Source organism: Nocardia gipuzkoensis, assembly GCF_021183645.1.
In the GTDB taxonomy this organism is placed as follows: Bacteria; Actinomycetota; Actinomycetes; order Mycobacteriales; family Mycobacteriaceae; genus Nocardia; species Nocardia abscessus.
The window spans coordinates 204,654-230,279 of record NZ_CP089225.1; the positions used below are offsets into that span (position 1 = coordinate 204,654).

Genomic DNA, 25,626 nt, shown 5'->3' on the forward strand with positions numbered 1-25,626 from the left:
TGTACTGCGGATGTGCGGTGCGGCGCTGACCATCGGCGGCGTCCTGTGCATCGCGGGCGGCACCCTGCATCCGATCGTCGCGGGAAAGGGCCATTCGGTCGAGGCGCTCACCGCCCCTGGCACGCCGATCGCGCAGATCCTGCTCGGCATCGGCACGGTCCTGCTGATCCTCGGCCTGCCCGGCATGTACGCGTGGCTGCGGCCGAAGCTCGGCGTGGCCGGATTCGTCGGGACGGTCTGCTATCTGGTCGGCAATATTGTCACCGGGGCGGGGCATCTCACCGTGGAAGTGTTCGTCGCCCATCCGTTCGCGTCCGATCCCGCCACCGCGCACCTGATCGCCGACAACGACAACATGATCGACACCACCGCGTTCGCGCTGCTCAACACGATCGGCGGCGTGGTCATGCTCACCGGAATGGGCCTGCTGGGCGCCAGCATGCTGCGCAACAACACGGTGGCGCGCTGGATCGCGGTGCTCACGCTGCTCGGCATGGTGGGGTTCTTCCTCCCGATTCCCGCCACTCAGGGGCTGTCGGGATTCATCTACGAAGCGCCACGCGGTATCGCCGTCGCCGCGATCGGGGTCCTGATGCTGCGCCGGCCCAGCGGATTGCGTCGCTGGGCGAAGCGCCTGACCTCGTCGGATGACGAGCGGACCGCGTGATCGGGCCGATCCTGGTCGAGAAGCCTGCTCCTAGGGAAGACAATCGCTCCCGCCGGTCCGGCGCGTTCTGGTACGAACGATCAGACCGGCGGGAGACCGGGGTGTTCCCGATTGTCGCCGAGACGAACGGGAAACGTCAGGCGACGGTGACGGTCAGCACGTAACTTGCCGCCGCGCCGTCCGCGGAAGAGACGACGACCTGGTAGTCGTTGCCGTCGGCGACGAGATCGGCATGCGGAACCTCGGCGGCGACCTGCGGCCCGATCAGCGGAGCCACCGAGACGCGGGCGTTGCCGTTCGCGGAGGTGACGTCGAAGCTCAGGCGCTGACCCGGAGTGGTGGCGATGGAGTAGCTGTCGGACTTGCCCTGGCCGACATTGCCGCTGGTCTCGGCGCTGTTCTGACCGGGGTTGAGCTGCAGGCGATGCACGGTGCCCGGCACCGACGGAATGCCGGGCGCGGCCTGTGCGGTCGCGACGCCTCCGGCCGCGAAAGCGACGACAGCAAGCACCGCGGGCACGGTACGCCACGACGAACGAAACACTCGAGATGCGATCATGGTCACCATCTTTCCTCACGCGGTGGTCGAGTTCACAGGCGCCTGCGCGGAATTGACGGCCGGTCGCCCAGGACGCCCCCGGGACGAGATGCCGCCGCACCGGCGCAAGTTCAGTGTTGTTGTCGGCCATTCCCTGGAACTGCCGGTCACAGATATTCGACAATACAATATCGCCGTGTTCGGTGCGGTGGCTCCGCTCGCGGGCGGCGCGGGCGACTGGTGGAACCGAATGCGGGCGGTGTTGCGGCCACTGCTGTGGATGGTGGCCGGAATGGTCGTGGTGTCCGCCGTTTACGGCGTCGTCGTCGGCACCTTCGGCACCGATATGCCGCAATTCGCCACCGCGCCCAGCCAACCCGGCCTGCTACCGGCGCGCCTCGTCCAATCGATGGTGGTATTCGGCGTGATCGGGCTGATCATGATCTACCTCGGCCTCGCCGTCCTCGGCTTCGTGCGCGACCCGTTCGCCCGCATCGCCGCCCGCTTCCCCAACGCACCCCTGGTCTTCTTCGGCGGCCTGATCGGCGCCTTCCTGATCGGTCGCCCGTTCCCTCTGTTCCGCAAGTTGTTTCGCGATGTCGCCGAAGAGGGAAATCCCCTGTACGCCGCAGGCGCCTTCGTCTTGCAGTCCCTCGGCAACATCCTGATCCTCGCCGCCCTGCTGATCCTCACCGTGCTCGTCGGTGGCCGCCTGCAACGCTGGTTCCAAGCCGACCCGCGCCGGGTGAGCCTCCTCAGCGCCACCGCACTGCTCATCGTCGGCGTCTTCACCTTTCTCTACTGGGACGTTCGCCTGCCGACGATGCGCGACATCATTCCCTGGTACCCCGTAGCCCCTTGGGTGTAGGCCCTTCGCCGGGTCTGGCGGAACCCAGCGGGAACGTTCCGGTACGCCGACGGGCCGGGCGGTCGATACCGCCCGGCCCGGGTTCGATCGGTGTCAGCGACCGCTGTGGCTGTGCTGGCCGCCACGCGCCTTCGCTTCAGTAGGCTGGGCTTCCGCGCCCTTACGTCCGGCCGCGCTCGGGTCGGCCGAGTGGCTCGAGCCGAAGCTTCCGGTGCTGGCCTGGCCGCCGCGGCGCGCCTGCTCCTCGGTGTCCGAACGGTTACCGAACTGACCGGGGTTGTTCTTGTCTGCCATCACTTGCTCCTTTCGGTAGCGGATGAAACCGACTGTGGCTCTGCGCGCCACGTCTTCGTGCTACCCGCCGCATGGGGCGTAAATCAGCCCGGAAGCTTCTTCATACGATCGCAAAGATTCGTCTCCCGGGTTCAACTCAATCGGTATTCGCCCGAAGCGAGGACGCGCCGGACTTCGGCGGCCGTCTGGACGGCGTCGAGCTGCCCGGTGTCGATCGCGTGGTCCTCGAGGTCGGCCAGACGCTCGAACGCGGCGTACAGGCCCGTGATCGCCTCGACATCCTTCAGTTCGTGTTCGGCGCGCTGCCTCGCGCGCGACAACGTGGTGTCCAGGTCGGGCCTGAGGACCACATAGGACAACGTCAGGCCGTCGCGGTCCGCGGCCGCACGGAACGGTGGCAGGAACCACGGTCCGACGATCCCGTCGACCACGACGTCGTAGCCGCCGCGTGCGAACGTCGTGACGGTTGCGACGACCGCGTCGATGACCACTTCGTTCTGCCGGTGCGCTGCGGGCAGGAACGGCAGGACGAATCCGCTGCGAATCGAGCGATAGAACTGGTCGGTTGTCAGGTGGACCGCCGGGGAGCTCGCTTCGGAGGCGAGCAGTTCGGCCACAGTCGTCTTACCCGCCCCGGGCGGGCCGGTCAGAATGATCACTTCACCGGTCACGTTCCTGCAAGGTAGTCGCGTGACCTGTCCGCGGCCACGATGCCCGGCACGGTCGCTCATGAGGGCAGCGTGTCGAGTTGGTCGATGTCGGCGCGCACTTTCTCGTGCCAGCGAACCCTGATCGAGCCGGTTCGGCACGCCGCGAGGCAACCGGCGAAAACGAGTAGTCCGCTACTCACGATCGTGCGACCGGGAACGACGAGCATTCGGAGGTGCGCGAACCCCGCGTGGACAGCATGTGCGCGTACGGGGGCGGCCGGACTCGAGATTCGCGGCAGCGACGAATTCGGCCGGCCCCGTGCGCGTCACCACCTGTCGGCAGCCTCGGAAAGGAAACGCGAGAGATGAAGAAGTACGAAGTTCGACCCGGCGACACCCTCTTCGAGATCGCGCAGCGGGAGTACGGAGATGGCGACTTGTTCCCGGCGATCGCGCGCCAGAACCATCTGGCCGATCCCGATTCGATCGAAATCGGGCAACAGCTCCTGATCCCGTACATCACGCGCCGCCATCTGGTCACCACGACCGATTCCACCGCGGCGCGCAAGCAGATCACGCACCGCCACTACGGAACCGAGGACGTCGACGTCCAGCTGATCTGGGAAGTCGTCAACGGCGTGGCACAACACGAGATTCAGCGCGGTGCGTGGCTGCACATGCCGGAACTCGCCGATGTCGGACACCACACGGTGATCGAAGGCGAGACGTTCGGCATACTCGCCGCGCGGTGGTACGGCGACGACCATCTCGCGCTGATCATCGCCCTCGCGAACCACCTGCCCCTGCAGACGGAACCGGAACCCGGCCAGGTGCTCGTCGTGCCCGGCCTGAACCGCCGCCGCAGCGTGGCGGGCGATACGCTCCGATCGATGTGCGAGGACGAGTACGGACCCGCGGATCTGGACACCAGGGTAGGGGTCGTCGCAGCGGCGAATCACCTCGTGCAGCCCGACTCGCTCTTCTCCCGCCAGGTGGTCCACTTCCCGTCCTGACCCATCGGGAAGTCCGTTCGGCTAGGCGGTCGCGTGGTCTCGACGATATTTGGTTCGGCGGCGGAACAGCCAGGTCGACAAGCCGGTGAGCGCGAGCGCGAGCGGAGTCAGGCCGAAGGCCAGCCACACCAGTCGCCACCATCCGTTCACCATCCAGCCGAAGTGCGCGGGCTCGAAGACTTTGGCGTAGAAGGTGTTCGCCAGCGGTCTGCCGTGACTCGCGTCGACCACCTTGATGTCGGAACCGTCGTAGGCGTTCACGTACACCAAGACGTCACCGCTGTAGAAGAGGCGGTGCTCGCGGGGTGAATAGGCGCCGGCGACGGAGGCTCGGTAGTAGGGGGCGGAATCCGTGGGCAGCAGAAGATAAGCGAGCCTGCCGGGAGCGGCCTGGTGCGCGATCGCGCCGGCCTCGCCGATGGTGATCGACGTCCGGCCGGCGCCGTCCGAACGCGGCACGAAGTACTTCTCGGTGCGTTCGAGGTTCGCGGTGCCGCCGGTGACGACGAGCCAAGCCCGCCCGACGGCGGGCCACTCCATGGTGATTCCGGTGATCCCCCACATCAGCAGGAACGGTACGGCGAGAACGCCGAGGACGCTGTGCAGGTCGCGGTCCCGAGCGAATCGCCCCTTCCGCAGCCGGACCCGGAACCCGTTGCGCAGCCGATTGAGCGACGGCCACCAGATGATCGCACCGGACACCGCGAGCGATATCAGCAGCACGCCGAGCGCACAGAGAATCGACGCCGCCCACGTGATGCCGATGAGCGGAGCCTGGTTCTCCAGGATCGGCAGCGCACCGGAGTAGCGCAGACAGCCGAACGCGCAGTCGTGCAGGTTGACCAGCCAGCCGAGTACACCGTCGGTCAGATTCACCCGCTCGTTGATCCGTCCGGTGCCCGGATCGACGGAGTACGCGGCGGTGAACGTCGTGTTCCCGACCACGATCACGCCGCCGTCCCGGCCGACCCAGCCTGCGTCGAAACCGGGATCGGCTGCCCGGACCAACGCGACGGCATGTTCGGTGTCGACTACCGGCGGCGCGTCCGTGTGCCGATAGAACGAGGCGTGCTGGGCTCGGAACAGTTCGGCGTGGTACAGCAGGATCGCGCCGGATGTCGACTGGAGAACGAGGACCGAGCCGAGTATCAACGCCGACCAGCGGTGTATCGAGATCAGCGTGCGCCGCGCGGGTTTTCGAGAACGTTTCCGCGCTCGGACGATCCGCTTGCCAGGCTCGGGCACCACCGCGGTCGCGTTCATAAGGGTAGGCTAACTTGAAAAAGTACCTTCCCCGGAGTGGGCAGAGCGAGCTCCGACGGTCAACGAGAGCGAATCCCCCGGCCCGCCTCCGATTCCCGGTCACCCTGCGGGCACGAGGTCGACGCCGTATCTCCGGTACATCGGCGACTCCCCTGCCCGGAACGCCTCGGTGTGGGCGACCACGTCGGTCGCGAGCCCGGCGGCCTGCAGCGCTCGCGCTTTGAAGGCGCGTCCGGCCAGGCTGACTCGATGCTGGACCGCCCAGACCCGATGGTCGAGTTCGGCGGGAAGGCCCTCTCCCCACATCGTCACCTCGGTGAGCCCGCGATCGAGGCAGTCGAGTACGCCGTCGCGAACTCGGCTGTCGCCTCGGTACATCTCGGATGCGACAGCGATCGAGTGCGGCCACGTCTCGCGCACCGGCGCGGCCATGAACTGCTCGAGGTCGAGCACCGTCGCGCCGAGGATGCGCAGCGGGCGGGTATCCGGGTGCCCGGCCACCAGCACCGTGACCTCCCATCCCGCGACGGTTCGATCGAACAGCCACCCGCCTGCGTAGCGCACGACGTCCGCTACGTCGGGTGCGGCCACCGCCAAGCGGTACCGATGTGGGTACCGGCGAGCCTGCGCTCGCCAGCGAGCGACGGAGCGCAGTCCTGGAGCGCCTCGGTCAATGGAATCGACGGATCGTACAGCCATGGTTCCCATCCCGCTATCACCAATGAAGGTATCGATAGGTCCGGCCGCGGACACCAACTCCGATGGGTACCAGCCATCGTGCCGGCCGTCGCGGATCAGCGAGTCGGGCGGCCCGTGGGCGGCCGCATGCCGAACCAGCGAAGGATCCGGAGAGCGGGACGGCGGGTGAGGGCGGATCGCCGTACCCTCGCCGGAAGGTTCTGCCGCACACACACTAAGGCGGGCGGCGAGCCCACGAGAACGCTTCGAGCGAGCCGTATTGTGACCTATCTCACCCACATAGCAACTTGTTGGTCAAACCGCCTGATTCACCTACCGCCACGACTTCTCACCGCAGGCATATGGCCGGTCGCCCGATCGCGACAGACAGAGACGGGTAGCGCCTCGAGAATCGGAACACCCGGCGCACGCGCCGCGTCGCCCGGCACTCTTCCCTAGAACCTCACTCCAACAGCATTTTCCGGCGTATGCGCATGCGCCGCGCACCCGCCCGCGCTTGCGGAACGCACCATGGGCGACAGCTTGACGACACTGCGCGCATCGTTCAAACTGGTCCCTACCGGACAATGCTGTCCGGAATCTCACCAGGCCTGAAACATCCCTGTCGGCAATATTGTGGCAAACTCTACCGAACGATTGCCGCCCGACGATTCCACCTGCGACCGAGGGGGCGGCATGGGCAAGTCGGCGTCTCGGCGACGATCATCAGGAGACGCATGCTCACGTCCACCAGTCGTGCCGATCCGGACGATCCGCTCATCGCGACGGCGTTCGATCTCCGCACGGGCGCCATCGTTCTCGCCGAGTTCGGCGCTCCCCCGGCCGACCCGTTCAGCATCCGGCACCGCCTGGCGGATCTGACCCCACTGGGCACACCGGTCCGCCCGCTGCCCGGGCACCTGCGCCACCTGGGCGTCCTGCTGCGCTGCTGCATCGACCACATGGCGATCACCGCCGAGATCGCGCAGATCCACGATCTGATCGGGCTCGCCGACGAGCTCGTCGAACTGGTCGACATCATCAGTGACTCCGCCGCTCATACCGCCGAAGGCATTGTCGCCGTGGATGATTCGATACAGCGACAGGCCCACGCCGCTGCGGTGCGATTGCGCACCCGCGGCGCCGAGGCCACGGTACACCGGTTGCTCGCGCGCTGGTCGGCCGAAACCGGAATAGACTTCGCGCAACGGGAATTCGCCAATGGACTGCTGCACGTGATCCGGTCCTTCGAACGCGTCGCCGACGCGCTGACATCCATCGACCGGTCGCCCTGAACGCGTCGCCGCGACCTCAGCCGCGCAGGGCGCGGTCCAGCAGCGCCCACGCCTGCCGGGCGGTCTCCTTTTTCGACTGCGCGTCGGTCTTGGCCAGGATGGCCGCCAGCATCGCCAGCGCCATGACAACGTCCGCGGTGGTGATGTCCGCGCTGATCGTGCCGCGCTGACCCGGGTCCTCGAGCTTTTCCGCGATGAGGGTGATCAGCCGGCGCGCCACCTCGAACAGGCGCATGTCGTCGGTGTCGGTCGGATGGATCATCGCGATGAACGCCGCCGAGGTGGTGATCTGCTCGACCATGATCGCCAGTAGATCGTCCACGGTGACCGCGGGGTCGGCCGCCAGCGCCTCGATGCCGTCGATGTTCTCCTCGAACACCGCGAGCGCGATGCTCTCCCGCGTCGGGAAGTGCCGATAGAGCACGCCCTGACCCACCCCGGCGGCCCGTGCGATGGAGCTGAACGGCGCGTCGAAGCCGCTGTCCGCGAAGACCTCCCGCGCCGCCTGGATCAAGGCTGCCCGATTGCCGGCCGCCGCCTTCGGCCCCCTGTTCCCACGGCGTGGCGAGGTCATTCGGGCAAGGCTACCGGACCCCGATGGACCGGCCGCAGCACGCCGAACGCCCAATTATCCTTGCGCCGGAACCGCCCGCTGTTCAGCGAGTTCGGCGAGACGGTCGAGGGATGCCGACAGTTTGTCCGCCGTGGTCGCGCGGGCGCGGACCTGGCGCTTCTCGTCGGTCAGCGTCGTCCAGTCGTAGGTGTGGGTCACCCGGGTGCGGCCCTCGCCCACCGGCTCCAGCTCCCAGCGCCAGAGGTGGCCGGGCGGCTCTTTGCCGGGTTCGGACGGGCGCCATGCGATACGACTGCCCTCGGCGAACTCGACCACGTGGTTGTCGCGGACGGCTCCGTTGGTCAGGCTGGTGCTGAAGACCGCACCGGCCGCCCGCACCCGCTGCCCCGTCGCGGCCTCGGCCAAGTTGTCGTTGCCGTCCCACCGTGGCTGCTCGGCGGGATCGGCGATGAGCTCGAAGATCTCCGCCGGACCCGCGCTGATCTCGCGGCTGGCGCTGACGATACGGGGAACCTCGTTCTGGTCGGTCACGTGCCGATCGAAGCATCGGACGGGAAGCTGAGCAAGCCTTCTGCTCGAGGCTCGCGGTAATTCCGGCGCCGATGCGCGCACAGTGCCCGGCAGCGGGTCGCCGCCGCCGCCACGGCGGAGACGGTGCGGTATGACTGACTCGACATCCGACCGACGAAGGGATGCGCTCATGGGCGAGCGAGTTGCAATAGTGTCCGGCGCCGCACGAGGGATCGGTGCGGCGATCGCCGAGCGATTGGCCGCGGACGGGCTCCGGGTCGGCGTGCTCGACCTCGACGCGGCCGCCTGCGCGGGCACCGTCGGCGCGATCACCGAGGCGGGCGGGCAGGCCGTCGCACTCGGCGCCGACGTGTCGGACGAGGAGTCGGTGGCCGCCGCCGTCCGGCAACTGGAGAACGAACTGGGCGCGCCGACCGTCGTGGTGAACAACGCGGGCATCCTGCGCGACAACCTGCTGTTCAAAATGACCGTCGAGGACTGGGACGCGGTGCTGAATGTGCACCTGCGCGGAGCGTTCCTGCTCACCCGCGCGGTGCAGAAGTACATGGTCGAGCAGAAGTGGGGACGGGTGGTCAACTTGTCCAGCACCTCGGCGCTCGGCAATCGCGGCCAGGCCAACTACTCGGCGGCCAAGGCGGGCATGCAAGGCTTCACCAAGACCCTGGCGTTCGAGCTGGGCAAGTTCGGCGTCACGGCCAACGCCATCGCCCCCGGCTTCATCGTCACCGACATGACCGCCGCCACCGCCGATCGCGTCGGCGTCTCGTTCGAGGACTTCCAGAAAGCGGCCGCCGCGCAGATTCCGGTGCAGCGCGTCGGCACTCCCGAGGACATCGCGCATACCGCCTCGTTCCTGGTGAGCGAGGGCGCGGGTTTCGTCTCCGGCCAGGTGATCTACGTGGCGGGCGGTCCGACCGACTGACGCCGCCGCCCCGCCCGGCGTGCGGCGGCGGGCGGGGGCGGTAACGTCGCAGCACATGAACCGGCGTGCGGCTCGTCGTACGGTGACGAGCTATGTTCTTCTGCTGCCGAGCCTGATCGGTGTCGGAGTGTTCCTGGTGCTGCCCATCCTGGTGGTGTCATGGCTCAGCCTGCACAGCTGGAACCTGTTGGGGCCCATGCGATTCGTGGGACTGAGCAATTGGCGCTCGGTACTGGGTGACGCCGCGTTCGGCCATGCCCTGCTGGTGACGCTGGCATTGACCGCGATCGTGGTCCCCGCGCAGACCGTGCTGGGTTTCACGGTCGCTGCGCTGCTGGCGCGGCGGCGCGGTGCGACGAGTCTGCGGGTGCTGTACGCGCTGCCGTGGATGTGCGCGCCGGTGGCGGTGGGCGTGGTGTGGCAGTGGATGTTCGCGCCCACGGGGGGCGCCGTCAACGCCGTGCTCGGTCGGCGCATCGAGTGGCTGTCGGATCCGGCGCTGGCACTGCCGTCGGTGGCCGCGGTGAGCGTGTGGGCGAACTTCGGGTACGTGGCGCTGTTCTTCGTGGCCGGGATCCGCGCGATACCGAGTGAGATCCTCGACGCGGGAGCACTGGACGGGGCCACCGGCTGGCGCCGGATCCGCTGGCTGATCCTGCCCCTGCTGCGTCCGACCATGTTCTTCGTGCTCGTCACGGGCGTACTCACCGCGTTCCAGACCTTCGACACCGTGTACGCGCTGACCAAGGGCGGGCCGGGCGATCGCACGGACGTGGTCGCGATGCGGATCTTCGCCGAGGCGTTCGACGCGGCTCGGCCGGGGCGCGCCGCCGTCATGGCGCTCGTGGTATTCGCGGTGATGTTCGCGATCACCGTGACGCAGCACCGCTATTTCCGGGATCGGACCACCTATGAGTTCTGAACGTCTGCGTTCGGCGGCGGCCTACGCGGTGGTCTCGGCCGGATCGCTGCTGACCGTCGCGCCGCTGTTGCTCAGCGCGGTCACCGCGGTGAAGACGCCCGACCAGTTCGCGGCCGGGTCGCCGCTGGCCCTGCCGCATCCGGCCACCACGGACAACTTCCGGACCGTCCTCGACTACGGGTTCGGACGGGCGGTGCTGGTGACCGCGCTGATGACGATCTTCGTCACCGGCGGCCAGCTGGTCACCTCGGTGGCGGCGGCGTACGCGTTCGCCCGCACCGAGTTCCCGGGCCGCGATGCGCTGTTCTGGGTGTATCTGGCCACCATGATGGTGCCGCCCATCGTGACGTTGATCCCGCTGTATCTGATGTTCGCGCACCTGGAGCTGCTGAACACCTTCTGGGCACTGGTACTGCCGTTCGTGTTCGGCTCGCCCTACGCGATCTTCTTGCTGCGTCAGTATTTTCGCGCGATCCCACCGGAGCTGATCGGTGCGGCGCGGCTCGACGGCGCGAACACCCTCGACATCATCGTGCACGTGATGGTGCCCATGAGCAGGCCGGTGCTGGCGACGCTGACGCTCATCACGATCGTCTCGCAGTGGAACAACTTCATGTGGCCGCTGGTCGCGAGCAGTGGGCGTTCGTGGCAGGTGCTGACCGTGGCCACGGCGAATCTGCAGACCCGGTACAACGCGCAGTGGACCCTGGTGATGGCGGCCACGACGCTGGCCATCGCGCCGCTGGTGGTGCTGTTCGTGGTCTTCCAGCGGCAGGTGCTGCGCTCGATCGCGTGGACGGGAGTCAAATGAGAACCTCGACCCGCGTGCTGCTCGCCCTCGCGCTCGCCGCGGCGCTGCTGGTGGGCGCCGTCTTGTGGCTGGGCCGCGGCGGTGACGGTAGCGGCCGCACCGTGGTGGGGTTGCGGATCTGGGACGAGAGTTTCGTTCCGCGCTATCGCGCCTCGCTCGCGGAGTTCGAGCGGGCGAATCCAGACCTCGAAGTGCGGATCACGGTGGTGCCGTGGCGGTCCTATCCGCAGAAGCTGCGCTTGGACGTGGCGGGCGGGACCGCCGACGACCTGTTCTGGACCAACCTGTACGAGGACTACGCCGATGCCGGGCGGTTGCTCGACATCGGGACGATGCTCGGTCCAGAGGCCGCGCGGTCCTGGGACCCGTCGGCGGTGGCGCAGTACACGCGCGACGGAACGCTCTGGGCAGTACCGCAATTCGTCGACGCGGGTACAGCGGTGTACTACCACCGGGAATTGCTCGCGGCCGCACGGGTGGATCCCGCCGAGCTGGCCGCGCTGCGGTGGAGTCCGAACGGCGAGGACAGGTTACGACCGCTGCTGCGCAGGCTGGCGGCGGTCGCCGCATGGGCGTACAACGCGGGCCACGACTTCCAGTCCATCGAGCTGCCGTATCTGGGCTCGGCGGGAGCGCGATTCCAGGACGAGCAGGACCGCTTCGTCTTCGACAGCCCGCAGGGCGTCGCGGCGTTCGATTATCTGGTGCGGTTGGTCGCCGACGGGCTCACGCCCTCGCCCGCGGACACCAACACCAATCCCGACTTCGCGAAGAACGCCTTCTTGCAAGGCAAACTCGCGCTGTTCCAGTCGGGAACGTTCAACCTCGCGCAGATCTCCGAGCAGGCCCGCTTCCCATGGGGCGTAGCGCTCCTGCCCCAGGGCCCGGACGGACGGGTGAGCACGAACAACGCGATCGGCGTCGCCGCGAACGCCGCCACCCGGCATCCGGACGCGGTGCGCCGGGTCCTGGCCTGGCTGGGCAGCGGCGCGGGCAATCGCTACCTGGCCGAGGGCGGCGCCGCCATTCCGGCCGTCGTCTCCGAACAACAGCGCTATCGCGAGTATTGGGGCGGGAAGGGAGTAGACGTCTCGCCCTTCTTCGACGTGCTGCGCGGCCCGCGCATCTCCCCCGGCGGCGGGCCGGGCTTCCCGGCAGCACTCCGAGCGGTCGAACCGATCTTCGCCGAAATGTATCTCGGCCGGATACCGGTGCCGGAAGCGCTGTCCCGCGCACGCTCCGCAGCCGAGTCGGCCGCCGCCCAGAACTGAGCGAGCACGCGGCGCGACGATCAGTGGGACCAGTCCACCCACTGCCGCTGGGCGGTGAACAGCACGGATGTGGAATGGCGATATCCCAGGGTGTGCAGACGCCGCTGGATCCGCGCGCGCACCTCATCGAAGTTCGAGTCGGCGCCCTTCGCGGCGGTTCGGTGGGCCATGATGGCCAGGGCCGAGAGCCCTCAGCGCGGGCCAGCGCCCTGGGGCGGGTGGTCGCCTACGGATCGGCCGAGTACGCCGAGAAAACCGGCCGCCGCTCAGTTGTCGTACGACGCGACGCCGACCGGGCCGACACCGATGCAGAGTTCGAGACCTGCTGTCTCGGAGACGATTCGAAGTGCCGAACCGCTGCCTACGACGCGGACGAACACGGTGTTCGGCCCCTTGCGGACCGGCGCCGACACGGTCTCGCCTTGTTCCATGGCGACGCTGATCCGACCATCGCGACTGGCGAGGTAGTTGAGCTGTGCCGTCCATTTGTTCCCGAGCATCGGGCCATCGAGGGGCAGGCGGGCCGGAGTGCTGCCGTGTATCCGGTGCCCGCAGCCGGGCTCCGGTCCGGGGAGGATGATCCGGTTCCACCAGACCGCCGCTTCGACGATCTCCCCCTCGTCGGTGATCATGCGCAAGTGGGGTGTCGAGTCCGCGAACGTGCCGGGAGCTGCCACGGGCGCCAGCGCGTTGCTGGTGAGGTTCTGCGGATACGCCAACGGATTCAAGACATTCCACGGCACCTCTTGCTCGAGCAGGGGCGCGCCGTCCCACGCGCGCAGTGCCGATTTCACGTTCGTGACATAGGTTTCGGTGGGACCGACACGCCACGATTGCACGAACGTCCGCGTGGACCACAGACTGCTCACCAGGAACGCCACCGTCACCGCGACCGTCACAGACCGGCCGGGAAGCGCCGCGAGCAGCGGGCCGCGCGACGGCCGGGGGCGAGCGCGCAGCATCAGCGCACCCGCGGCGGCCACCACCACGGCCATGTCGGCGAAGTAGCGCAGCGACTGCATGAGCTCGCCCGCGGTGTTCGGCCCGCCCCGCGCCAATGCCACGGCCAGCTGCGCGATCAGGACATAGGCCGCGGCCGTCAGCCAGACCGCCCCGATCCGCTGCCGGGCACGCATCGACAGTGCCACCACCAGGGCCAGTGCGATCCAGGCCGCCGCCACCGCCCATCCTGGGGGATCCGCCCACGGCGTCGACGGCAGCCAGCGCTCCCACACCCAAGGCCCGCCGAACAAGGCGGGCACGATTCCCAGCGAAGCCGCGCCGGGCAGCAGGTCGCGCAGTTCGTCCGCGCTACTCGGCACGGCGGGGTCGTCGACGACCACGAGATAACCGATCGACCAGCAGGCCAGCACCGCGCCCGAACCGAGCCACAGCGCCGCCCCCCTCCGCGCCACCACTCCGATCGCGGCCGCGCGGCCGTCGACGTGGCAGACCAGCGCCGTGACGGCGAAGGCGACGAACGGCACGATCGCCGACTTCTCGAAGAACAGCAGTGCCACCGCGAGCACCGCTACCCCGGACAGCGCGTATCGGCGGCGGCCGGTCCGCACCAGCAGCACCGCGTCACCGATCACCCAGGCCAGGGCGAACTGCAACGGCAGGGCGTTCAGGGCGGCGGCCCACCAGGCGAACGCCGGAATCGTCAAGGGGCAGAACAGGTAGAAGACCAGTGGAGTCAGGATCGACCAGCGTGGGCCCACCAGCAACAGCAGCATCCGTACCACCGCCACCGACGCGCCCAACTGCATGACGACCAGCACCACCACCGGACCGGCCCAGGTCAGCGGGGCCACGGCGGTCACCGCCCAGGCCGTGACGAAGGCCAGCGGCATGAAGTGTCCGTCGTGGTCGTACAGCAGCAGGTCGGTGGACCACAGACCGAATCGGGCCGCTCGGCCGACCAGGATGAGATCGTCCCAGTAGAAGTACCCGCTGCCCGCTACCCACCAACGAATCGCCAGCTGCACCACGACCAGGCAGCAGGCGACGACGACTACCGGCCGCGCGATCTTCCGGAACCGATCCCGCGCCGACGCCCCGGACCGCGGGGCGCGCGCGGACTCCGGAAGGGTGAGCACAGCAGTATCCATGTCATCCCACCGTAGCGTCGGTCGGGCCGGGAATCGGTCCTATCGGGCAATGTCCGCTTCCGCCGATACGGCGGGGAACTCGACGGCTCGATCTCCTCGACGTCCGGTGACGCGTCGGCCCGCAATTCCTCGATCAGCGCCGCGGTCCCCGCGATGCCGGTCCAGGGCAGGGGCAGCAGGTCCACGGCTGCCCCATTGCCCGGCCTCGCTGAGCGGCCCGCGAAACAGCAAGTAGTCCCGGGCGGGAATCCGCGGCCGCGGGCCATCGATCACGTCCGGCGGGAAGGCGGGCGCGACAGTCCCGAGTCAGTGACCGACGGCACCGCTCAGCTCGTTCGGTGTGCCCGGCAGGGTGGCGGTCGCCGTCTTCGCTCCACTCGCCAGCTCGATGCGGTGGACCTGCTTGGTGGCGGGGTCGGACACGTAGGCGGCGGCGCCGCGGACGAACAGCGCGGGTCGCGGCTTCTGCCATTCCAGCGGCTCCTGCCAGGAGCCGATGACCGGGATCGTGCGGACGACCGTCCCCGCGACGGGATCGATCACGTGGATGCGGCCGTCGGTGCCGAGGACCAGGGCTTCGCCCTGCGGGCCACGGGCCAGCGAGCGGAAGGTGTAGCTGGTGCCCAGGTCGACCAGCCGCACTGTGCCGGTGACCGTGTCGATCAGCGAGACCTGCTGTGGGCGTTCGAGTTCGGCGTCCGGGTCCTGCTTGTAGTCCCCGAGGACGACGGGCGAGGCGTCGCTGCCCGCCTGGTTGCCGATCCGGCCGTACGCGGTCGGACTGGTCACTTTGGTGATCCTGCCGTCGCGGTAGACGAGCACGCCGTTCTGGCAGCCGATCACCACAGCCTCGCCCGCGGCGGTCGCCTCACCGTGCACGCCGGGGCAGTCCTCGTTGCGCGCCTTCTCGGCGCGGTTGCGGTCCAGCACCACGATTCCGGTGCGCTTGTCCGCGGTGCCGAGCGTCACCACCAGGTCGCCGTTGGTCAGTTCGATCGCGACGCCGTGGTGCGCGGCGGCCGCGCGGTAGGTCGACGTCTTCGGCTTGCCGTCGGCGAGATCGGCGGTGTCGAACGCGACGACTTCGCCGGTGCCGTCGCTGAACAGGACGGTACGCCCGGCATGGCGCACCACGTGTCCCGGCTCGGGGCCGGGGAAGTCGGTGCCGGTGAATTCGGCTGCCGTGGCGTCGAAGACGCGGAAGCCCTCTTTGGTCGAGACGATCAGGTGCCGGTCGTCGCCCGCCGGGTTGAGCCGGTTGAAGCCGTCCAGACCGACCGTCTCGGCGAGGTCGAGGGTGGTGCCGTCCAGCACGTAGATTCCGCCGTCGTGGGTGACCGCGACGGGGTCGGCGATCCGTTCACGCCGGGTGTCCTGCTCCGCGGAGGTGCCGGCGCCGCACCCGGCGACGGTGAGTACTGCGGTCAGCAAGCCGGTCAGGGCAGCCGATTTCGTGGTTTGTGTCCGAACAGGCATGGGTGACTCCGTCTTTCGTTCTACTGGCTGGGCGCTAAGGGGCGGCGAGCCCGCGCACGATCGACTCGGTGTTGGCCCGCATCATCTCCAGGTAGGTGCCCGCGCCACCCCCCGGTTCGGTGAGCGATTCCGAGTACAGGGGAATCACCTGGACGTGCACGCCGACCTGATCGGCGAGCACCCGCGTCAATCGGTCCGGTTGCGCGGAATCGGCGAAGATCGCGCCCACCCCGGCGGCGCGGATCGTTCCGGCGAGCGCGGCGAGATCCGACGGGCTCGGTGAGGCGAGCGTGGTTCCACCCGGTATCACGGCGCCGACCACTTCGAAACCGAATCGCTGCGCCAGATAACCGAAGACGTGATGGTTGGTGACCAACTTGCGCCGCTCGGCCGGGATCGTCGCGAACCGCTCGGTCATCCAGCGGTCGAGCCGATCGAGTTCGGCCAGGTAGTCGTCGGCCCGGGCGCGGATGGCCGCGGCGTCGACGCCGTCGACGTGCTCGACGACCCGGTCGCGGATCACCTCCACCGCCCTGCGCACACGGCGCGGATCGGTCCAGAAGTGCGGATCGGGCTTCCCGTTCGCGTCCTGCGCCGAGTAGCTGATCGGATCGATCGCCGCACCGACGGATACGCCGGCCACTCCGGACGCCTCGGCCGCCTCGACGTTGTGCAGCACGCTCTGCTCGAGGCCGAGGCCGTTGTAGACGATCAGGCGCGCGCGTTCGAGCTGGGCCGCCTGCTGAGCGGAGATCGCGAAGAAGTGCGGGTCCGCGTCCGCCGGCATGAGGACGGTGACCTCGACCGTGTCACCGGTGACGGCGCGGGTGAGGTCACCGAGAATGTTGGTGGTGACGATGATTCCGGCGCGGTCCGCGCCGGAGGTCGAGCATGCGGGCAGCGCGAGCAGCGCGGCACCGATCAGGGCGCACAAACGAGCGGTGAGTCTCATCGGCCCGTCTCCACCATGGCGGCCGGGGTGACGTCGAGGGGGAACGTTCGTGCGACGCGCGAGTTGTCCGTGTAGTCGATCTCGTGGATCAGCCGAGCCACGGGGTCGTTGAGATAGGCGCGGTGTTCGTCGACCAGGATCACCGGCGCGGGCACGCCGTCGAGCACCGGCGCGACGAGCGGCCGCGCTCCGGCGGACTCGCGGCCGGACGCGGCGTCGTAGCTGTGCAGGACGCCGTCCGCGGTGAGGGTCAGCAGGGCGGCGCCCTCGCCCGCCGTGTTCGCCGCGATCACCGGACCGGTGTCCACCGGCGTCCAGGTCTTGCGCCGGACATCGAGCACCCAGACGCCGCGCCGACCGGCCTTCGCCGCCAGCGTCGTGCTGCCGGGGCGGTGGAAGAATTCGGTCGCGCGGTCGGCGTCGGCGGTTCCGGGCGGATAGGGGATCTTCTCGCCGGTGAACACCGCGTCGCGTGCCGTCACCACCAACGCCCCGTCGGCGCAACCGAAGACGACACCACGTCTGGTCACCGCCGAGCCGCGCGGATCGGGACACCGCTCGGCCACGACCGCGGCCGGTGCGCCGTCGCGCGTGCGGACTTCGACCTGCGCGCGGGCGGGTACCGCCACGAGCAGGTGCTCGGCATACGGCACGGCGGCCGCGTCGGCGATCACGTCGTCCCGGCGCAATGACCCGGCGCCGAGCGCGGACCGGTCCAGCAGCGCGGTGGCGCCCGATTCGAAAGTCACTGCCGTGAGCGCGCTGTCGCCGTGCGCGCCCGTCACCGGACCGCCGTCGAACGTGCCCAGCTCGCGGGCGGGTGCCCGGTAGTAGTGCACGTGATCGCCGTGGTCGACCGTCCACGCGCCCGCGTCGACGACCCGCACCCGGCCGCCGGCCGACAAGAACGCGAAGCGCCCGTCGGTGCGCACGCGGTCGACGCCCGCCAACCCACCCAGGTCGGTGACGTTCTCGGTGACGAGGTCGATCACCCGCACGGCGCCGGTCGCGTGGTCGGCCACGACGAGACGCGGCTGCGCCTCGTCGGCCTCCTCCGCACCCGCCACGTACCCGTGTGGCGTCGGTACCGACGGAGAGCCGGATTCGTCTGCCCCGCAACCGATCAAGGGCGTGATCGCGGTGAGGACCAGCAGCAGGGCCAGCGGTTGCGGAGTCACGCGAAAGGAGCGGACCCGTTCGCGCAGCCAGGCCGTCAGCGCCGAGACGAAGAACAGGCCGACGGCGGTCGCCGCGATGGTCGCCCCCGCGGCGGTGCGCGCGTGCCACGAGATCAGCAGCCCGGCAACGGTGGCCACCGCACCCAGCGCCGCGGCGGTGAGCATGATCGCCGGGATGCGATGCACCCAGTAGACGGCCGCCGCGGGCGGTGCGATGAGCAGACCGAAGACCAGCAGCGTACCGACGATGTGGAACGACGCGACGATCGCGAGGGTGACCAGACCGATCAGCGCCACGTTCGCCACGCGCGGCCGCAATCCGAGGGTGTGCGCCTTGCGCGGGTCGAAGGTGAGCGCGACGAACGCCCGGTAACCCAGCACGGAGACCGCGGCGGCGATGACCGCGGCCGCTGCCAGGTACCACAGGTCGCGCTCCCCCACGGCGAGCACGTCACCGAAGAGGAAACCGGTCAGGTCGACCGCGAACGAAGGCGAACGGGACACGATGATCACACCCGCCGAGAGCATCCCGACGAACAGCAGCCCGATGCCGGTGTCCGCGGCGAACCTGGTGCCACGGCCGAGCACCGAGACGCCGACCGCCATCGCCGCGGCGCTGAACGCCGCGCCCAGCAACAGGTTTCCGCCGAGCAGCGCGGCGATCGCCACGCCGGGCAGCATGCCGTGCGCCATCGCGTCGCTGAGGAAAGCCATGCCGCGCAGCACCACCCAGGTCCCCGCCAGGGCGCACAGGCACGACACGAGCAGCCCGCCCCACAGCGCCCGCTGCACGAACGATACCTCGAACGGGGCCAACCACTCCATGGGTCAGCACTCTACAATGATAACGGTTTTCATTTCAACGAGGTGATCGGAGCCCGCCATGTCGCCGCCAGCTGTCCATGTCGCCGAGGTGACGGCCGGTTACCGGGGCCACCCGGTCCTGCACGAGGTCACCGGCACGATCCCGGCCGGACAGGTGACCGCGCTCGTCGGGCCCAACGGCTCCGGCAAGTCCACCCTGCTCGGTGTTCTCGCCGGCGTCATCACGCCCACGGCGGGAACCGTTCGCCGGGAGCATCTCCGGCGACCGGCATTCGTCGTGCAGCACAGCGGCGTCCCCGCGACTCTGCCGATCACCGTCCGCGAGACCGTCGCGATGGGGCGCTGGGCACATCGCGGAGCATGGCGGCGTCTCACCCGGCAGGATCGCGCCGTCGTGCTCGCGTGCCTGGACCGGATGGCGATCGCCGACCTGGCCGAGCGCAGGCTCGGCACGCTCTCCGGCGGTCAGCGTCAGCGCGCCCTGCTGGCCCAGGCGCTCGCGCAGGAGTCGGACCTGCTCCTGCTCGACGAACCCACCACCGGCCTGGACGCGGCCGCGCAGCAGGAGATCGCCGACGCCATCCGCAGTGTCGGTGCGCACGGCGTGACGGTGGTCCACGCCACCCACCGCCACGAGGATGCCCTGCGCGCCGACCACTGCCTGCTGTTGCACGACGGCCGCGTCACCGGCCAGGGTGATCCGCGCACCGTCCTCGGCCGATCCAGCACCGAACCGCGGAAAGCCACGGTCGACTAACGCGGCACCCCGGGCAGGCCGGCGAAAAGGATTTGAAAGACTTTGGGAGCGTGGAGCATGACCGTGGTGGACGGCGTGAAAGGCGCGCCCTCGTTGGTATCGGTGACCACGTAGTCGGCGTGGTCACCAGGGATCCGGTCGAGGATTCCGGCGCAGCGCGGGCCGCCGGTCGCGTTGACCTTCGGCAGGTCGTCGGGATATTCGTAGGGCTGCGCGCCGTACATGAAGCTCGCGTTGAAGATGGCTCCGGGCGCGTTTCCGCCGATGATCGCCTCGGCCGCGGGAAGCGCATTCGCGATGCCGACGACCACGCAGTACAGCACGGGTGAGTACGTGCCGAGCAGTGAACTGGTTGGCCGCAGGGTCTCCAGCACCGCGGTGAGCCCCGGCTCGTTCTCCGTGAGCGCCGACCGGGTCGTGTCGGCCAAGCCGATCAGGTTGAGCAGCATGGTATCCAGGTCCGCGGCACCCTGCGCGACCGTCGCGCCGGTGACGGTGGCGTTGCCTGCTGTGCGCAACAGATCGGGGGCGGTGTCGGCATACAACCCGGTGACCCGACCGGCCGACGACAGATCCCGCCGTAGCGCGGGCAGGCTCGGATTGATCTGCCGCAGATAGTCGTCGGAACGGGCGAGGAGATCGCCCAGCCGGTCGCCGCGGCCCTGCAGCGCCGTGCCGAGCGCGGCCAGGGTGGCGTTGAGCTCGGCCGGTTCGATCGCGGCCAGGATGTCGCTCAGGCGCTGGAACAGCGTGTTGTATTCGACGGTGACCGAATCCGCGCGAATTGTCGTGCCGGGGCGCATGGGCGTCGGCGAGGGGACGCCGGGGACGACGAAATTCACGTATTTGGCGCCGAATACGGTGGTGGAGCGGATATCGACGGTCGCGTTGGCGGGTACCAGGTCCAGCAGTTCGGGATCGAGCGCCAGCCGCAAGCGCGCCCCGTCGGCCCGGGACTCCACCGCGCTCACCCTGCCGATCTCGACGCCCCGCATCCGCACCTTGGCGTCGGGATCGAGGACCAGGCCCGAGCGGGGCGCCTCGACGGTGACGGTCACCGTCGAGTGAAACCGTCCGGCATACATCGCGACGGCGACCGCGACGACCGCGGTGACGATCAGGATCAGCGCCGCCCCGGCGATTTTCAACCGAAATATCCGCCACGTGACCACCATGGTCTGCCTGCCGAAATTCATCTTCGTGCGATCCGATCAGCTCGGCGGGGTGCGGCGCGCGGCGCCGGGATCGGCTCCGGGAGGCGAAGCATCGGCCGCGTCGCCGCCGGTCCCGCGCAGCGAGGCGGCGGCGCGACCAGCGACGAGCGGCAGGTCGAGATAGGTCCGCACACCCGGTTCGGCGGCGACGACGTAGGGAATCGAGTTCACGCAGTGCATGGCCGTGGCGACGATGCCGGGGTTGCGGACCAGACCGGCGGCCGCGCTGTGCGCGTGCATGCCGGTGAACGTCACCATCGCCCCGGGATCGCCGACGATCTCCACCTCGTATCGCTCACCTGCCGGACCGAACCGCCATGGCGGATCGAGGTTTTCCGCACCCATGAACCAGTTCACCGCAGCCGTGATCACCGGCGTGCCCCGCACGGTTCCCTGCCAGCGGAAGCGTTGCGCGGCGACGCGGCCGGGGGCGATCGGACCGATCGGCGAGTCGATCGGCGCGGTGGCCACCGCCACCTCGTGCGTCACCCGCAACTGCTCGTCGAGTGCGATGCCCAGCGCGTCCGCGATCATCCATACCGATTGGCCGTAGCCGCCCGCGAGGACGTTCGCCATCACACTGGTGGCGGCCTGTTCCGGCGTGGCGCCGAACAGCATCCAGTCCCGGACCACCTCGGGCGCGCCGTAGGTGCGGATGTCGGAGAACTCTTCGGCCCGGACTTCGGTGATCGCGCCCGACAGCGCCGACACCACCAGCGGGATCTTCTCGGTGATACCGCCGGGATGTATTCCCGCGCCGTGCAAGGTGACTCCCGCCGCACGGCACAGCTGGTCGTACCGCTGCCGCTCCGCGCGTCGCGGATGGAACCAGCCCAGGGGTGTGACGATGTTCTTGCCGGAGCGCAGGATCGCGCGCACGGTCTCGGTATCGGCCATGAAGGGGCTGTAGAGCACGCAGTCGGCCTGCATGGCGAGCAGGCGGTCGGCGTCGGTCGTCGCACGCACTCCGATCGGCGGGCGGCCGACGAGTTCACCCAGATCCCTGCCGTCCTTGTCGGCGCTGTGCACCCACGCTCCGGCCAGTTCCAGCTCGGGATGGTCGAGGATGCCCTCGATGGCGGCTCGGCCGACCCCGCCGGTCGCCCATTGGATCACCCGGATCACGTCAGTCCACCTTGTGGTCGGGTCCCCGGCCTGCGATGTACTGCTTGGCCCACCGGTAGTCGGGTTTGCCGCTCGGCGCCCGCACGACGGCGTCCGCGATCCAGATCTGCTTGGGCACTTTGTATCCGGCCAGGTACTGGCGAACGTGCGCGTGCAGGCCGGTGAACTCGACCGGCCCCGGACCCGACAGCGAGACCACCGCGGCGACCTGATGTCCCCAGCGTTCGTGCGGCACCCCGATCACCACCGCGTCGGCGATCGCGTCGTGCGCCTTCACGACGCTTTCGACCTCTTCGACGAACACCTTCTCGCCACCGGTGTTGATCACCATGTTGCCGCGGCCGATCAGGGTGATCGACCCGTCGGTCTCGGCGCGGGCGCGGTCGTCGGTGACGACCATGCGCAGGCCGTCCACGGTCTTGAACAGCTTCTCGGTCTTGCCGGGATCCTTGTAGTAGCCGATCGGCACGTTGCCGGTCTTGGCCAGCCAGCCCTCCGCACCGGGCGGAACCCGGCGGCCGTCGTCGTCCACGACGACCGCGCCGCGGCCGGTCTGCACCCGCGGTCCACGCGCGGGATCGTCGTGCTTCTGCGCGAATCCGATACCGCCGAAACCGGTCTCCGACGATCCGATGGAGTCCGAGACGACCGCCCACGGGAACAGCTCCAGCAGCGTGTTCTTCACCGATTGCGACAGCAGCGCGGCGCCGGAGGCGATCGCGAGCAATGACGACGCGTCCACCGGCTCGCGCCGGTACGCCTCGATCAGCGGGCGGGCCATGGCGTCACCGGTGATCACCATGACCTGGGGTCGCTGCTGCGCGACCGTCCGCCAGACGCGTCCTGCGTCGAAACGGGACTCGAAGATCACGGTGTTTCCCGACCACAGCGCGGTGAAGGTGGGCATCATGGCGGCGGCGTGGATCAGCGGCGGCAGCACCAGCCACTGGCTCGGATCGGTCTGGGCGCCGGTGCGCGACTGCTGGAACTCGTCGGCGACCGGCTCGCCGGTGTAGAAGTCGATGCCGCCGCCGAGGACCCGCCACATGTCCTCTTGCCGCCACATCACGCCTTTCGGCATACCGGTGGTTCCCCCGGTGTACATCATGAACAGGTCATCGGGGCCGCGTCGGACCACCGGGCGGTCCGTCGGCCGGCCGGCAAGAGCCGACTCGTATGCCGCGTCCGCGAACTCCCCTGTGCCGGTGCCGAATTCGTCTTCGACGCAGATCGTGTGCCGCAACATGGGCGTTTGCGCCCGGGCTTCCCGCACGGCTTCGGAGTAACAGGAGTGATGGACGAGCACTTCCAGATCCGCGTTGGCGTAGACATAGGCCAGTTCGCCGACGCCGTACCGGTAATTGATGTTGATCGGGACGGCGGCGAGCTTGAAGCACGCGATCAGCGTCTCCATCGTCTCGATGCCGTTGTGCATCTGGAACCCCACGTGGGTTCCCGGGCCGACGCCCACGGTCGCCAGATAGTGCGCGAGCTGGTTGGCCCGGGCGTCGAGTTCACGGAAGGTCACCCGGCGTCCGGACTGGATCAGCGCCGCCCGCTCGGGCATGGCGTCCACGGAGTGCTCGAAGAGGTCGGCGAAATTGTTTGCCATGTCGTTCCATCTCTGGGTGGGGCTGTCACACGACGGTGAGCGGCAGGGGTATCCCCCGGTCGGTGAAGGTGAAGGCGGCGCCGGTGCTGAACCGCGTGATCGCGACCTCCGACGCCTCCCGGAACGGTTTGTCGCCGAGGGTGATGCCTGCGCACCATCCGTGCTCGCCCACGGCGCGGACCTCGGCGGAGAAACGCGGATTCACGCCGCGGACCAGGGCGTTGAGGGGCGCCAGGTGCTCCGGTCCGAGCATCGACGGCCAGGTTCCGTCGGTGTGCGCGCCGCTCGCGGACGGGAATTTCACCGTGACCGTCTCGCCGGAGTCATCGATCTCGATCTCGGTGTAGGGCAGCGGGTTCAGAGCGGGATGTAGCCGCAGCACCGTCGCGAGCGCGGCGGCGTCGTCACCGAGCCCGAGGCAGTTGCGCAAGCGTTCACTGGTGATCCCGGCGATCCCGGCGAACTGTTTGCGCCCGATCTCCAGCGCCGCCGCGGCGTCCGTGCGGGCGCGCACCGCGATCATGAAACCCAGGGTGAGCAGGTGCTGCTGCAAGCAGACCTCGTCGGCGAGGCGTACCAGCGCGGAGCGGGAGAAGTCCGCGAAGCGCACGTCGCTGAGCAACGGTCCGGAGTAGTCGGGCCGCCCTTCGTCGTCGCGGTCGATCTCGCCCAGCTCCAGTCCGGCCGCCGCCGACTCGGCGACCAGTTCGGCGTTGGGCGGCACCGGTGGTGGGGTGTGCGCGGGATCGATGACCACCGTCCACGCGCACACCGGCGTCCGTCCGGCCGGCTTGCGCGGTGGCCGGTGGATCGGCCGGACCTGGGCGTGCGGGTTGGTGGCCAGGGCGGTCGCGTCGAACGTCGGGTCCTCGATGTCGTGGCACATCGACACGACGAAGTCCTCGCCCATCGGTTCCACGTCGGCGAGCGCGCCGCAGTGGTCGAGCCAGAACTCGCCGTGGTGGTGATCGTCGACCCGGAAGCGGAAGTCCATGAACTGCGGTGGCGCGCCGATGTCCAGTTGCAGCCCTTTGAAAATGGTCTCCACGCCGTCGCCCGCGAAGCCGAGCGCGCGCTGCATGCGGCGGGTGTAGACCGGGCTGGCCACCTGCCACTCCTCGATGGCGACCTCGGTCATGCCCTCGCGGCCGAACGCGGCGATCGAGTGCGCCATGCCGGAGCGGTCGATGAGGTGCCCGCACAGCAGCAGTTCGGGCACCAGCGCGGCCAGGGTGTCCCGATCCAGGCCGGCGAATCGGCTGTGTGGTGCGGTCATGTCGGTCACCACAGCGCGACGGGCGATTCGCCGATGCGATACCAGCCCGGCAGCGGCTCGCCGGAGACGGAGCGCTCGATGCGCTTCTGCATGCCCGGCGTGAGCGCGTTGTTCGTGATCATCTCGACAAACAGCGCCGAGACGTTGCCGAAGTCGAAGAAATCGCGCTGCCAGGACCACTGGAAGCCGCCCCCGTAGCGGAACCAGCTGCCGCCGATGCCCTCGGGCGAGTAGTTTCGCCCATCGGGACGCTTGGCCTCGCTGATCTGCTTCCACAATCCGATGACGTTGCCGGTGCGTTCGTCCACCACGAATTCCTGGTACGGGTAGGTCCAGCCCTCCAGCCCGGCCATCTCCTGGCCGAGGGCGAGATCGCGGATCTCGTCGCGCCCGACGGCCATGAATTCCTGGGTGGGGCCGTAATTCCAGCCATAGGTGGCGTCTTCGGTGTACATCTGCGCGAGCGGCTTCCAGTCGCCCTTCTCCTCGCAGCGCTGGTTCTCCGAGATCCAGCGCTGGATCATCTCGTCGAGTTCGGCGCGGTCGAAACTTGGCATCAGTCGGTACCTTTCGGAGAGGAGTCGGTCGCGCCTTCGTCGGCGATCGACAGGGCTTGGGTGGGGCAGTATCGAATCGCGTTCGCCACGGCGGGCTCGAGCTCGCCGGTCGGTGCGTCGTCGAGGATCTCGACCCGGCCGCGTTTGGGCACCGTGAACACCTCCGGCGCCTCGGCCTGACACACCGCGTGTCCTTGGCACAGATCCAGGTCGGCCCGGATTCTCATGGCCTGCTCCGCGCGGACC

General features: G+C 68.9%; 27 protein-coding genes. 9 read left to right on the forward strand and 18 right to left on the reverse strand.

Features of this window, described 5'->3' with window-relative positions; translation table 11 throughout:
- The first annotated feature begins 10 nt into the window (after nt 1-10).
- A complete protein-coding gene (locus LTT66_RS00880; protein WP_233063256.1) occupies nt 11-667 on the forward strand; it encodes a hypothetical protein in 657 nt (218 codons plus the stop codon).
- A gap of 136 nt (nt 668-803) precedes the next feature.
- On the opposite strand, the gene LTT66_RS00885 is transcribed toward LTT66_RS00880, so the two are convergent.
- Nucleotides 804-1,178: a hypothetical protein gene (locus tag LTT66_RS00885; RefSeq protein WP_233063258.1), complete on the reverse strand. Its 375-nt coding sequence runs from the start codon at nt 1,176-1,178 to the stop codon at nt 804-806.
- A gap of 223 nt (nt 1,179-1,401) precedes the next feature.
- On the opposite strand from LTT66_RS00885, the gene LTT66_RS00890 reads away from it, so the two are divergent.
- On the forward strand, nt 1,402-2,073 hold the full coding sequence (locus LTT66_RS00890; RefSeq protein WP_233063259.1) for a hypothetical protein: 672 nt from the start codon (nt 1,402-1,404) through the stop codon (nt 2,071-2,073).
- 93 nt (nt 2,074-2,166) lie between these two features.
- On the opposite strand, the gene LTT66_RS00895 is transcribed toward LTT66_RS00890, so the two are convergent.
- Nucleotides 2,167-2,367, reverse strand: coding sequence for a hypothetical protein (locus LTT66_RS00895; RefSeq protein WP_181725444.1), 201 nt, complete (start codon nt 2,365-2,367; stop codon nt 2,167-2,169).
- Nucleotides 2,368-2,498: 131 nt separating this feature from the next.
- Complete coding sequence (locus tag LTT66_RS00900) at nt 2,499-3,038, reverse strand: AAA family ATPase (protein WP_233063260.1); 540 nt, start codon at nt 3,036-3,038, stop codon at nt 2,499-2,501.
- Between the two features lie 344 nt (nt 3,039-3,382).
- Here LTT66_RS00900 and LTT66_RS00905 point away from each other — a divergent pair, with 344 nt between their 5' ends.
- The gene (locus tag LTT66_RS00905; protein WP_233063261.1) at nt 3,383-4,030 is read left to right on the forward strand and encodes a LysM peptidoglycan-binding domain-containing protein; all 648 of its coding nucleotides are present in this window, start codon (nt 3,383-3,385) and stop codon (nt 4,028-4,030) included.
- A 21-nt stretch (nt 4,031-4,051) separates the two neighbouring features.
- Here LTT66_RS00905 and LTT66_RS00910 read toward each other — a convergent pair whose 3' ends face one another.
- Together LTT66_RS00910 and LTT66_RS00915 are read right to left on the reverse strand one after the other, a co-directional pair.
- Complete coding sequence (locus LTT66_RS00910; protein WP_233063262.1) at nt 4,052-5,293, reverse strand: PepSY-associated TM helix domain-containing protein; 1,242 nt, start codon at nt 5,291-5,293, stop codon at nt 4,052-4,054.
- Nucleotides 5,294-5,392: 99 nt separating this feature from the next.
- On the reverse strand, nt 5,393-5,884 hold the full coding sequence (locus LTT66_RS00915; protein ID WP_233063263.1) for a hypothetical protein: 492 nt from the start codon (nt 5,882-5,884) through the stop codon (nt 5,393-5,395).
- Nucleotides 5,885-6,708: 824 nt separating this feature from the next.
- Here LTT66_RS00915 and LTT66_RS00920 point away from each other — a divergent pair.
- The gene (locus tag LTT66_RS00920; RefSeq protein ID WP_233063264.1) at nt 6,709-7,266 is read left to right on the forward strand and encodes a hypothetical protein; all 558 of its coding nucleotides are present in this window, start codon (nt 6,709-6,711) and stop codon (nt 7,264-7,266) included.
- A 16-nt stretch (nt 7,267-7,282) separates the two neighbouring features.
- Here the strand turns inward: LTT66_RS00920 and LTT66_RS00925 are convergent, their stop codons facing one another.
- Nucleotides 7,283-7,840 (reverse strand): TetR/AcrR family transcriptional regulator, encoded by a 558-nt coding sequence (locus tag LTT66_RS00925; RefSeq protein ID WP_181725450.1) that lies wholly within the window; start codon nt 7,838-7,840, stop codon nt 7,283-7,285.
- A 54-nt stretch (nt 7,841-7,894) separates the two neighbouring features.
- On the reverse strand, nt 7,895-8,371 hold the full coding sequence (locus LTT66_RS00930) for an SRPBCC family protein (RefSeq protein WP_233063265.1): 477 nt from the start codon (nt 8,369-8,371) through the stop codon (nt 7,895-7,897).
- Between the two features lie 169 nt (nt 8,372-8,540).
- On the opposite strand from LTT66_RS00930, the gene fabG reads away from it, so the two are divergent.
- From fabG to LTT66_RS00950, 4 genes are read left to right on the forward strand one after another with little or no spacing between them, the layout of a single operon-like run.
- Nucleotides 8,541-9,293, forward strand: coding sequence for a 3-oxoacyl-ACP reductase FabG (gene fabG, locus LTT66_RS00935; RefSeq protein ID WP_233063266.1), 753 nt, complete (start codon nt 8,541-8,543; stop codon nt 9,291-9,293).
- A gap of 55 nt (nt 9,294-9,348) precedes the next feature.
- The gene (locus tag LTT66_RS00940) at nt 9,349-10,215 is read left to right on the forward strand and encodes a carbohydrate ABC transporter permease (RefSeq protein ID WP_233063268.1); all 867 of its coding nucleotides are present in this window, start codon (nt 9,349-9,351) and stop codon (nt 10,213-10,215) included.
- Complete coding sequence (locus LTT66_RS00945; protein WP_233063270.1) at nt 10,205-11,026, forward strand: carbohydrate ABC transporter permease; 822 nt, start codon at nt 10,205-10,207, stop codon at nt 11,024-11,026. The genes LTT66_RS00940 and LTT66_RS00945 overlap by 11 nt, the downstream gene beginning before the upstream one ends.
- Complete coding sequence (locus LTT66_RS00950; RefSeq protein ID WP_233063272.1) at nt 11,023-12,297, forward strand: ABC transporter substrate-binding protein; 1,275 nt, start codon at nt 11,023-11,025, stop codon at nt 12,295-12,297. The genes LTT66_RS00945 and LTT66_RS00950 overlap by 4 nt, the downstream gene beginning before the upstream one ends.
- A gap of 20 nt (nt 12,298-12,317) precedes the next feature.
- Here LTT66_RS00950 and LTT66_RS00955 read toward each other — a convergent pair whose 3' ends face one another.
- The 5 genes from LTT66_RS00955 to aztB form a co-directional block, all read right to left on the reverse strand.
- Complete coding sequence (locus LTT66_RS00955; protein WP_233063273.1) at nt 12,318-12,467, reverse strand: hypothetical protein; 150 nt, start codon at nt 12,465-12,467, stop codon at nt 12,318-12,320.
- A 96-nt stretch (nt 12,468-12,563) separates the two neighbouring features.
- The gene (locus LTT66_RS00960) at nt 12,564-14,408 is read right to left on the reverse strand and encodes a hypothetical protein (protein ID WP_233063274.1); all 1,845 of its coding nucleotides are present in this window, start codon (nt 14,406-14,408) and stop codon (nt 12,564-12,566) included.
- A 306-nt stretch (nt 14,409-14,714) separates the two neighbouring features.
- Nucleotides 14,715-15,884, reverse strand: a complete 1,170-nt coding sequence (gene aztD, locus LTT66_RS00965) for a zinc metallochaperone AztD (protein WP_233063275.1) — start codon at nt 15,882-15,884, stop codon at nt 14,715-14,717.
- Between the two features lie 34 nt (nt 15,885-15,918).
- On the reverse strand, nt 15,919-16,836 hold the full coding sequence (gene aztC, locus LTT66_RS00970) for a zinc ABC transporter substrate-binding protein AztC (RefSeq protein ID WP_233063276.1): 918 nt from the start codon (nt 16,834-16,836) through the stop codon (nt 15,919-15,921).
- The gene (gene aztB, locus LTT66_RS00975; RefSeq protein WP_233063277.1) at nt 16,833-18,839 is read right to left on the reverse strand and encodes a zinc ABC transporter permease AztB; all 2,007 of its coding nucleotides are present in this window, start codon (nt 18,837-18,839) and stop codon (nt 16,833-16,835) included. The genes aztC and aztB overlap by 4 nt, the downstream gene beginning before the upstream one ends.
- A gap of 58 nt (nt 18,840-18,897) precedes the next feature.
- On the opposite strand from aztB, the gene aztA reads away from it, so the two are divergent.
- Nucleotides 18,898-19,596: a zinc ABC transporter ATP-binding protein AztA gene (gene aztA / locus LTT66_RS00980; RefSeq protein ID WP_233063278.1), complete on the forward strand. Its 699-nt coding sequence runs from the start codon at nt 18,898-18,900 to the stop codon at nt 19,594-19,596.
- On the opposite strand, the gene LTT66_RS00985 is transcribed toward aztA, so the two are convergent.
- The 6 genes from LTT66_RS00985 to LTT66_RS01010 are packed head-to-tail and all read right to left on the reverse strand — an operon-like array spanning nt 19,593 to nt 25,607.
- Entirely contained in the window at nt 19,593-20,792 is a 1,200-nt protein-coding gene (locus LTT66_RS00985) for an MCE family protein (RefSeq protein ID WP_233063279.1), read from the reverse strand. The genes aztA and LTT66_RS00985 overlap by 4 nt on opposite strands.
- A 15-nt stretch (nt 20,793-20,807) precedes the next feature.
- Nucleotides 20,808-21,935, reverse strand: coding sequence for an NAD(P)H-dependent amine dehydrogenase family protein (locus tag LTT66_RS00990; RefSeq protein ID WP_233063280.1), 1,128 nt, complete (start codon nt 21,933-21,935; stop codon nt 20,808-20,810).
- A 1-nt stretch (nt 21,936) separates the two neighbouring features.
- Entirely contained in the window at nt 21,937-23,547 is a 1,611-nt protein-coding gene (locus LTT66_RS00995) for an acyl-CoA synthetase (protein ID WP_233063281.1), read from the reverse strand.
- Between the two features lie 25 nt (nt 23,548-23,572).
- On the reverse strand, nt 23,573-24,823 hold the full coding sequence (locus LTT66_RS01000) for a hypothetical protein (protein ID WP_233063282.1): 1,251 nt from the start codon (nt 24,821-24,823) through the stop codon (nt 23,573-23,575).
- Between the two features lie 5 nt (nt 24,824-24,828).
- Nucleotides 24,829-25,380 carry a nuclear transport factor 2-like protein gene (locus LTT66_RS01005; RefSeq protein ID WP_233063283.1) on the reverse strand — a complete coding sequence of 184 codons (552 nt, stop codon included), beginning with the start codon at nt 25,378-25,380 and terminating at the stop codon, nt 24,829-24,831.
- Nucleotides 25,380-25,607 carry a ferredoxin gene (locus LTT66_RS01010; RefSeq protein WP_043689895.1) on the reverse strand — a complete coding sequence of 76 codons (228 nt, stop codon included), beginning with the start codon at nt 25,605-25,607 and terminating at the stop codon, nt 25,380-25,382. Before LTT66_RS01010 ends, LTT66_RS01005 begins: the two co-directional genes overlap by 1 nt.
- Nucleotides 25,608-25,626: the final 19 nt, after the last annotated feature.